This is a genomic window from Dankookia rubra, from assembly GCF_004355005.1.
Classification (GTDB): Bacteria; Pseudomonadota; Alphaproteobacteria; order Acetobacterales; family Acetobacteraceae; genus Paracraurococcus; species Paracraurococcus ruber_A.
Genome location: NZ_SMSJ01000150.1, coordinates 1 through 8,638, shown reverse-complemented (window position 1 = coordinate 8,638; position 8,638 = coordinate 1). Strand labels below are relative to the sequence as shown.

The 8,638-nt window shown below is 74.7% G+C and carries 7 protein-coding genes; 5 read left to right on the top strand and 2 right to left on the bottom strand.

The features are described from left to right. On the bottom strand, nucleotides 1–4,403 hold a 4,403-nt coding region (locus E2C06_RS34165; RefSeq protein ID WP_133293018.1), incomplete at its 3' end, for an NAD-glutamate dehydrogenase. A gap of 120 nt (nucleotides 4,404–4,523) precedes the next feature. Then, nucleotides 4,524–4,949 (bottom strand): response regulator, encoded by a 426-nt coding sequence (locus E2C06_RS34160; protein WP_133293017.1) that lies wholly within the window; start codon nucleotides 4,947–4,949, stop codon nucleotides 4,524–4,526. A 277-nt stretch (nucleotides 4,950–5,226) separates the two neighbouring features. On the opposite strand from E2C06_RS34160, the gene E2C06_RS34155 reads away from it, so the two are divergent. From E2C06_RS34155 to E2C06_RS34135, 5 genes are all read left to right on the top strand, one after another. Continuing rightward, complete coding sequence (locus E2C06_RS34155; RefSeq protein ID WP_133293016.1) at nucleotides 5,227–5,943, top strand: Crp/Fnr family transcriptional regulator; 717 nt, start codon at nucleotides 5,227–5,229, stop codon at nucleotides 5,941–5,943. A gap of 96 nt (nucleotides 5,944–6,039) precedes the next feature. Then, complete coding sequence (locus E2C06_RS34150) at nucleotides 6,040–6,408, top strand: hypothetical protein (RefSeq protein ID WP_133293015.1); 369 nt, start codon at nucleotides 6,040–6,042, stop codon at nucleotides 6,406–6,408. 237 nt (nucleotides 6,409–6,645) lie between these two features. Next, nucleotides 6,646–6,867: a response regulator gene (locus E2C06_RS34145; RefSeq protein WP_133293014.1), complete on the top strand. Its 222-nt coding sequence runs from the start codon at nucleotides 6,646–6,648 to the stop codon at nucleotides 6,865–6,867. A gap of 94 nt (nucleotides 6,868–6,961) precedes the next feature. Next, complete coding sequence (locus tag E2C06_RS34140; protein ID WP_133293013.1) at nucleotides 6,962–8,185, top strand: cupin domain-containing protein; 1,224 nt, start codon at nucleotides 6,962–6,964, stop codon at nucleotides 8,183–8,185. After that, nucleotides 8,185–8,638 (top strand): OmpA family protein (locus tag E2C06_RS34135; protein WP_133293012.1); only part of this gene is annotated, 454 nt, incomplete at its 3' end. The genes E2C06_RS34140 and E2C06_RS34135, both read left to right, overlap by 1 nt.

Here is an 8,638-nt window from a genome sequence, read left to right as displayed (position 1 = left end):
GGGGCGCCGGTCTCGGCCGCCAGCCGCAGCACCGTCGGCCCGGCCGCCAGGCGCGGCGCGGCGGCGGCCAGCGACGCGGCCGGCTCCGGCACCCCGGCCTTGCGCCAGGCGGCGCCCGACTCCTCCGGTCCGGCAGAGAGCGCGGCGAGGCCGGGGCGCAGCGTCTCCAGCACCGCGCCGACCGGCCCCTCGGTGCCGAGCAGGCCCTGCGCCGCCTCCTCCTGCAGCCGGCGCAGGGCCTGCAACACTTCGAGCCGGGGCTGGGCCGGGGCGGCGGCGGCATCGGCCGCATCCGCCGCCGCGGGCAGGTCGAAGCCCTCCCCGGCCAGCCAGGCAGCCCGTGCGGCCGCGGCAGGGCCGGCCTCGGCGGCCAGGCGCGCCAGGCCGGCGCAGCCGAGCCGGTTGGCAACCTCGTTGGCAATGGCGGTCGCCACCAGCTCGCGCCGCAGCCGGTGCCGGGCGATCAGCTCGGGGAAGCGGTCCTGCAGGGCGCGGGGGAAATAGGCCGCGAGCACCGGCGCGAAGGCCGGGTCGTCCGGCAGCGGACTCGCCTCCACCGCCTCCAGCAGCCAGAGCTTCGCCAGCGGCAGCAGGGCGCAGATGGCGGGCCGGGTCAGCGCGTCGCCGGCGGCGATGCGGGCGCGGAGCGTCGCCGCATCCGGCAGGCCGGCCACCGAACGGTCCAGCACCCCGGCCGCCTCCAGCCGCTGCATCAGCATGGCCTGGGCCGGCAGCGCGGCGGCACCGGCGCGCTCCTCCAGCGTCACCGCCAGATGCTGCTGGTGGTTGTCGCGCAGCACGAGATGGCCGACCTCCTCGGTCATCTCGGCCAGCAGCGCGTCGCGCTGGGTGCGGGTCAGCAGCCCCGTGGCCTCGGCATCGGCCAGCAGGATCTTGATGTTGACCTCGTGGTCGCTGGTCGAGACGCCCGCCGAGTTGTCCAGCGCATCGGTGTTGATGCGTCCGCCGGTCAGCGCGTAGTCCACCCGCCCGGCCTGGGTCACCGCGAGGTTCGCGCCCTCCCCCACCACCTTCGCCCGCAGCGCGTCGCCATCGACGCGGATCGCGTCGTTGGCGCGGTCGCCGGCCTCGGCCTGGGATTCGGCCGAGGATTTCACGTAGGTGCCGATGCCGCCGAAATAGAGCAGGTCGACCTTCGCCTTCAGGATTGCCTGCATCACCAGCGCGGGTTCGGCCCGCTCGGCCTCGATGCCGAGCAGCGCCCGCGCTTCGGGCGAGAGCGGGACGGTCTTCAGCGTGCGCGGGAAGACGCCGCCGCCGGCGCTGATCTTCGCCGTGTCGTAGTCGGCCCAGGAGGAGCGCGGCAGGGCGAAAAGCCGCTTGCGTTCCTCGAAGCTCGTCGCCGCATCGGGCGCCGGGTCGAGGAAGATGTGCCGGTGGTCGAAGGCGGCGACCAGCCTCGTGTGCCGGCTGATCAGCAGCCCGTTGCCGAAGACGTCGCCCGACATGTCGCCGACGCCGGCGCAGGTGAAGTCCCGGGCGAAGATGTCGTGTCCCATCTCGGCGAAGTGCCGCGCGATCATCACCCAGGCGCCGCGCGCGGTGATGCCCATGCCCTTATGGTCGTAGCCGGCCGAACCGCCGGAGGCGAAGGCATCGTCCAGCCAGAAGCCGTATTCAGCCGCGAGCCCGTTGGCGATGTCGGAGAAGGTCGCGGTGCCCTTGTCGGCGGCGACGACCAGGTACGGGTCGTCCGCGTCGCGCCGCACCACCTGCGGCGGCGGCACGAGCTGCCCCTCCACCAGGTTGTCCGTGATGTCGAGCATGCCGCGTACCAGCGTGCGGTAGCAGGCGATCCCCTCGGCCATGAAGGCTTCCCGGTCCGCGGCCGGCGGCGGGTGCTTGAGGATGAAGCCGCCCTTCGCGCCGGTCGGCACGATGACGACGTTCTTCACCCGCTGCGCCTTCATCAGGCCGAGGATCTCGGTCCGGTAGTCCTCCCTGCGGTCGGACCAGCGGATGCCGCCGCGCGCGACCGGGCCGGCGCGCAGGTGGGTGCCCTCCATCCGCGGCGAGTGGACGAAGATCTCCCGCCAGGGCCGCGGGCTCGGCATCTCGCCCGCCGCGGCGCTGTCGATCTTCAGCGAGAGCCAGGGCTTGTCCTGGTGGTAGTTGGTCCGCAGCACGGCATCCAGCAGCGTGCGCAGGCGGGACAGGATGCGGTCCTCGTCCGGGTTCTGGACGGCATCCAGCAGCGCCGTCCAATCCGCCGCCAGTGCCGCCTCGCCGCGCGCGCCGGCGGGGTCGAAGCGGGCATGGAAAAGGTCGAGCAGCAGCCGCGCCGCCCTTGGCTGGTCGGCCAGCGCCGCCTCCACCGCCGGCTGGGAGAAGCCGAATCCGACCTGCTTCAGCCAGCGGTACATCGCCCGCAGCAGCCAGCATTCGCGCCATTCGAGCCCCGCCCGCAAGACCAGCCGGTTGAATCCGTCCGTCTCCGCCCGGCCGTCCAGCAGCGCGCCGAGCGCGGCCAGCAGCGCGGGGAAGCGCGCCGGCTCCACCGCCGCGGCCGGTGCCAGAGTGAAGACGTGCAGCACCACCTGCGCGCCGTCGGCGGCGGTCAGCCGGTGCGGCACCTCCTCGATCGCCCTGAGGTCGAGGCTTTCGAAGAGCGGCAGCGCATCGGCGAGCGGCAGGGGACCGCCCGGGCTCGCCAGCCGCAGCACCAGCCCCGCCGCGCCCGGCGGCCGGTCGAGCGCGGCGGCGGGCCTGCCCTCGGCCAGCGCGCGCTCCGCCAGCGCCAGGTCGGCAACGCCCTGGGCGCCCGTGGCGGTTTCCCGGTAGGCCGCGGGGAAGCCGTCGCGCCAGCGGGCCAGCGCCGCCGCGGCGCCGCCTTCGCCGCGCTCGGCCGCCAATGCCTCCGCCAGCCGGTCGGGGAAGCTGCGCGCGGCCTGAGCGATCGCCGCCTCCAGCACCGCGCCGTCCACCGGCGGCACCCGCCCCGGCTCGGTGCCGACGATGTAGTGGATGCGGGCCAGCGGCGAATCGCCCATGGCAATGGCGAAGGCGCTCAGATGCCCGGCGAAGGCGCGCGCCAGCATCTGCCCCACCCGTTCCCGCAGCCGCGTGTCGAAGGTGTCGCGCGGCAGCCAGACGATGGCGGAGACGAAGCGCCCGAAGGGGTCGGGCCGCAGCACCAGCGCCGGGCGCGGCCGGATCTGCAGGTCGAGCGCCCGCCGCGCCGCGTCGAGGATCGCCGCCTCCGGCGCCTGGAACAGCTCGTCGCGCGGCCAGGTGTCGAGGATGTTGCGCAGCGCGCGGCCGTCATGCCCCTCCGGGTCCAGCCCGGCCGCGGTCAGGATGCGGCCGACCTTCTCCGCCAGCATCGGGATGCTGCGCGGGTTGCGGTTGTAGGCCGCGGCGGCGAAGAGCCCGAGGAAGAGCCGCCCGCCCACCACCTGCCCCCCCGGGCCGTAGATGCGCGTCGCCACCACGTCGGCATGCTGCGGCCGGTGCACCGTGCTGCGCATGTTGGCCTTGGCGACCGTCACCGGCGTCGGCTCGGCCAGCGCCGCGCGCACCGCCGCAGGCAGCTTCGCCGGGTCGCGCAGCACGTCGAAGACCGGCAGCGACGCGTCGCGCAGCAGCCCGAGATTCTCCTCGGCGAGGATCGAGACCTCGCCCGCCGGCCCCAGCGCCAGGCGGCGGTGGCCGAGCAGGACGAAATTGTCCTCGGCCATCCAGCGCAGGAAGGCGATGCCGCCCGGCTCGGAGCCTGGCGGCGCCATCGCCAGCTCCTCCCCCGCCCGGCGCAGCGCCGCGGCCATCCGCTCGAAGTCGCTGACCGCCAGGCGGACATCGGCCAGCGCTTTCTCCAGCGCCGCTTCCAGCCCGGCCCAGTCGTCGGGCGCGGTGCGGGCCTGGCCCGGCAGCATCGCCGCCGGCTGCGCGCCGAGGGTGATGCGCATCATGCTCTCGGGCGCGCCGCCCGGCTCGCCCAGCGCCAGCAGCCGCCCCGCCGGGTCGCGCCGCACCGGGACGACGGGGTGCAGCAGCTGCCTCACCACCCGCCCCTGCCGGGCAAGCGCGCCGAGTGCGCTGTCCACCAGGAAGGGCATGTCGTCGGTGACCAGCTCGGCCACCGCATGCGGCCCGCCGGCCTGGCCGGGGCCGGGCCCCGGCGGCAGCACGCGGACCCGCGCCCGGCCGGGCGGCCGCGCCTCGGCCAGGGCGAAGAGGCTGGCCGCGGCGCCGGCCATGGCCTCGGCCGGGATGCCCGCCAGCTCGGCGGTCGGCACCCCCACGTGCAGCCGGTGCAGCAGGCGGAGCGCCGCCGGCGGCAAGTCGGGCGCCAGCCGGGCCAGCGCCTCCGCCGCGGTGCGGAGCAGTTCCTGGCGCGCGGGGTCGCCCAGCGGGGCTCCGCCCGGCAAGGTCAGGTCCGGCATGGCTTGGCGTCTCCTCGGGCGCGGCACGGCGGCGGCCGGATCATAGGTCGGGAGACTGCGGCCCGCGAACAAGCCGCCGCCACCGCAGCCGTTGCGGCGGCATGCCCACCGCAGCCGGCCTCAACCGGTGGCGGCGTAGATCTCGAACCCCCTGGGCAGGCTCGAGGGCGCCAGGGTGCGCGGCTCGGCGCCGTCCATTACCGCCCGCGCCGCCTCGATGCTGCGGAGCACGGTCTCGACCGCATAGGGCTTGCGGATGCAGCCGAGCGCGATGTCGCTGGCCTGCCGTGCCTCGCAGACCTGGCTGCTGGCGAAGATCGAAGGCACGCCCCAGCGCCCGTGCAACGCCCGGGCCACCTCCACCCCGCTGTTGCCGTCGCGCAGCCCGATGTCGAGCAGCGCCAGCTGCGGCGGCGCGTCCTCGCACAGTGCCAGGGCCTGCTCCATCGTCGCGGCGGGGCCCAGGACCTCATGCCCGTCCGCCGCCAGGATTTCCACCAATAGAAGGGCGATCAACGCCTCGTCCTCCACGACCAGGATCCGCATCCGCCCATTTCCCCGTCCCGCATGGCCCCAGGGGCAACCAGGAGCTGCAGGGCAACGCCTGAATCGCCCAGAGGGTGCGTGCAAAATCGTACAGCGGCCAGGAGTCGGTCACGGCAAGGGCCGGATTACCCTCAAATCGACGTTATGCGGCGGTCCCGTACCGACCGCGGGCCGTTCTGGTCGTCATATGGCGGGCATCGCTCGCTGAAGTTCTCGGCGCGGGCGGCTGGGAGAGACGGGCACTCCCGCCGGCACCCCTTGCCAGGATCGGGTCCGCATGAGCGCCACCATCAGCTTCAGCCCCCGCAACCGCCTGTTGTCCGCACTCCCGCCGGATGACCTCGCCCGGCTCCGCCCGCGGCTGGATCAGGTGGAGCTCGCGCCGCGCATGATCCTGCATGCGCCGGACGAGCCGATCGACGCCGTGCATTTCCCGGAAACCGGCTGGATCTCGATGCTTACGATGCTCGAGAGCGGCGATTCGGCCGAGGTCGGGCTGGTCGGCCGCGAGGGGATGGTCGGGCTGCCCCTGCTGCTCGGCACCGATCGTAGCCCCTTCGAGGCGATGGTGCAGGCGGGCGGCACCGCGCTGCGCCTGCCGGCCGAGGCCTTCCGGCAGGCGCTCGACCAGAACGCCGCGCTGCGGACCTTGCTGCTGCGCTACACCCTGGCGTTCAACGTGCAGGTGGCGCAGACCGCCGCCTGCAACGGCCGGCACCAGATCGAGCAGCGCCTGGCGCGCTGGATGCTGATGGCGCACGACCGGTCGGACGGCGACGGCTTCCCGATGACGCATGAGTTCCTGTCGACGATGCTCGGCGTCCGCCGCGCCGGGGTGACGGTTGCGGCCGGCGCGCTGCAGCGGGCCGGGCTGATCCGCTACGAGCGAGGCCGGATGTTCGTCACCGACCGCGACGGTCTCGAGGCCGGGTCCTGCGATTGCTTCGACCTGGTGCGGCGCGAGTACGAGCGGCTGCTCGGCAAGGCGGGCTGACCGCGCCGCGGCCAAGGGCGTGCATGGTGCGGAACCGGACTGTCAGCCGCCGGCCGGGAGAGTAGGCCTGACAGATGCCGAGAAGGATGGCACCGCATGGACAACGGCCCCTTCCACCAGGACAGCCTGCAGGACCGGATCATTGAGGCCGTGGCGGTGACGCGCTTCGCGCTCGACAGCCAGGCGCCCCGCCTGGCCCTGGCGGCCGCGCGGGAGGCGGCGCGCGCCGCCCTGCTGGCCCTGGGCCAGGTCGCGTCCCGCCCCGCGCGGCGTGACCTCGCCCTGCTGCGGGAGGTGGCAACCGTCACGCCGCATCGCCTTGCCGGCCGCCCCGGCGACCGGGAGGCGCTGGTCGGCGCGACGCTGGACCTGCTCGAGCGGCTCTTCCCGCCTCCCGACCTGCAGCAAGGGGGGAAGGCCGTCGGCCCGCTGCCGGCCCCGCTGGCGGCCTCGCCGTCGGCTTGACCGCAGGCCGAGAAGCGCGGCCCCGGCCTGCGCAAGCCTCCGGGACAGGAGGAACTCCATGACCGTGAGCGTCCCGCCTGAGCGGAAGGACCGGCTGAGCCGCCGGCGCCTCCCCGTCGTCGAGGACGAGCTGGCCGATGCCGGCGCGGAGGTGCTCGGCCCGGCCGCCCCGGTCGACGAGGCGCTGCGGCTGGTCGACGCTGCGGCGCAGGACGGCGGGCTGAGCGGTGCGGTGCGGTGCTCGACATCGACCTCGACGGCAGCCCGGTGGTGCCGGCGGCGGACCGGCTGGCCGAGGCCGGCGTGCCGTTCCTTGTGGCCACCGGCTGGGTGCTCGATCGGGTCAAGGCCGGATATGCGGCGCCGGTGCTGCAGAAGCCCTTCGACCCGCACGAGCCGGCGGCGGCAATCGCCGCGCTGACGCGGGCACGCGCCGGAGACCGGCATTCCAGGGCTTAGGCGGTTGGTGCAGGACCTGCCGAGGCTTGGCTGAGCCGGCGATCCGGCCCTTCGGTGTTTCCTCTCGGGACGATCGCGGGCTAGTTTCCAGCGCATGAGCATGACCTTCGCCGCCTTGCTGGCGCCGCTGTCGCCGGAGCAGTTCTTCGCCGAGTACCACGACCGCAAGCCGCTGCATCTCCGCGGCGGCGCGGCCAAGTTCGCCCATGTGTTGTCCTGGCGGCAGATCAACCGGCTGCTCGACATGACGCATATCTGGTCCGGCCAGTCGCTGCAGCTGGTGATGGACGGCACGCCGGTGCCGCCCGAGCAGTACTGCACCCGCGCCACCAGCCGCGACAATGCCCAGGTGCTGCAGCCCGTGGCGGCCAAGGTGCGGGACTGGGTGGCGCGCGGCGCCAGCGTCGTGCTGAACGACGTCGACAGCCTGACCCCCGGCCTCGTCGCGGTCTCCGAGGCGCTGGAATCAGCCGGGCTCGGCAAGGCGCAGGGCAACGTCTACATCTCCTGGCAGAGCCACAAGGCCTTCCCCGCCCACTACGACACGCACGAGGTCTGGGCGGTGCAGGTGGAGGGCGAGAAGACCTGGAACATCTGGGAAGGCCGCGCCGACTGGCCGATCGCCAACCCGGTCTTCCGCACGCCCGGCCAGGCGCAGCACGAGCAGGCCAAGGGGAAGCTGCGGGAGAAGGTGCTGCTGAAGCCCGGCGACCTGCTCTACCTGCCGCGTGGCTGGTACCACGACGCGCTGGCCGAGGCGCCGGCCAGCGTGCATGTCGCCTTCGGCCTGCATGCGCCGCTCGGGATGGACCTGCTGAACATCCTGCACGAGCGGGCGATGTACGATGCCGAGTTCCGCAAGCCGCTGCCACGGCAGGACGGCTCGGCGGCGGCGAAGTTCGCGCTGACGACGCGGGCCGGGCAGCTCGGGCAAAGGCTGGCCGAGCTGGCCCGCGACCCCAAGGTGATGGAGGTGCTGGAGCGCTTCGTCGCCGACTACCACTTCGCGCGGGGCGGCAACGACCTGCTGGCGGCGCGCGGCCTGGGCACGACGCCGCCGGCCGGGGAGGCGGAGGCGGAGGCGTCGGCCTGGAAGGTGATCGCGCCCGGGGCAAAGCCGGTGCGGCGCGGCGCCGAATGGGTGCTGAAGACCGCCGGCGGCACGCTGCCCCTGGCTCCGCCCGAGGCCGAGGCGGCGGGCTGGATCCTCGCCCGGCCCGACGTGGCGGAGCCCGAGCTGCGCGCCGCCCACCCGGCGGTCGACGCGCCGGCGCTGCTGGCCCGGCTGCGCGATGCCGGCCTGCTGGCGGCCGCCTGATGCTGCCTGCCCTGATCCTGGTGGCGATGCTGGTGCCCGCCGGCACCGCCCTGGCCCAGCCGCGCCCCTTCACCTGCATCGGCGCCGAGCAGCTGGAGGAGGACGTCTTCGCCATCCCTTTCCCCAAGGGCGCGGCGGCCCCGGGCGAGGCCGCCCGCACCAACCTGGCCGCGGCGGCGGAGCGGGCGAAGCGCGAGCCGGGGCGCATGCTCTGCGTCCTCGGCCATGTCGGGCCGCAGGAGGGCGGGGCGCAATCCGGCCTGCAGCTCGCGGCGAAGCGGGCCGGGGAGGTCGCGGCCGCGCTGGCGAAGCTCGGCATCGAGCGCGACCGGATCCGCGCCGAGGCGCGCCGCGCCGCCTTCGCCCGCGGCGCGGTGCCGGAGGAGCGCAGCGTGACGGTGGTGCTGCTGCCGGCCGGGGCGGGCGGCGCGCCGGGGGCGGAGCCGGCCGCCG

Bases quoted from the DNA above. Each gene is read 5' to 3' on its own strand.
- E2C06_RS34160 (WP_133293017.1), bottom strand. From the start codon at position 4,949: ATGCGGATCCTGGTCGTGGAGGACGAGGCGTTGATCGCCCTTCTATTG.
- E2C06_RS34140 (WP_133293013.1), top strand. From the start codon at position 6,962: ATGAGCATGACCTTCGCCGCCTTGCTGGCGCCGCTGTCGCCGGAGCAG.
- E2C06_RS34155 (WP_133293016.1), top strand. From the start codon at position 5,227: ATGAGCGCCACCATCAGCTTCAGCCCCCGCAACCGCCTGTTGTCCGCA.
- E2C06_RS34150 (WP_133293015.1), top strand. From the start codon at position 6,040: ATGGACAACGGCCCCTTCCACCAGGACAGCCTGCAGGACCGGATCATT.